The 249-nt window shown below is 46.2% G+C and carries 1 protein-coding gene; it reads left to right on the top strand.

Features of this window, described 5'->3' with window-relative positions; translation table 11 throughout:
- Window positions 1-249 (top strand): hypothetical protein (locus tag RMT89_RS44620; protein WP_315889468.1); only part of this gene is annotated, 249 nt, incomplete at both ends.

Genomic DNA, 249 nt, shown 5'->3' with positions numbered 1-249 from the left:
GCTACTTTTTTGGTAAAAGTAGCGGCTCACCTTGGAGTACCGTGGATCTCGACAGATCAAATCCGTACTATTCTCCGCTCTGTTCAACCTGAGCAAGTACCGGAAACAGAGGGCGATTTTCTCACAAGTGAAGTAACGAGATACGAACGTACCTGGAATGGTGTTTTGGCTTTAATACAGGCAATTGATCCATGGGAAGACTGCATTATTGAAGGCTCTGCGATACTCCCTCAATTTGTCGCACGTGAC

The sequence above is a fragment of the Streptomyces sp. P17 genome, from assembly GCF_032436805.1.
Taxonomy (GTDB): domain Bacteria; phylum Actinomycetota; class Actinomycetes; order Streptomycetales; family Streptomycetaceae; genus Streptomyces.
This window is presented reverse-complemented; position numbering and strand designations above follow the sequence as displayed.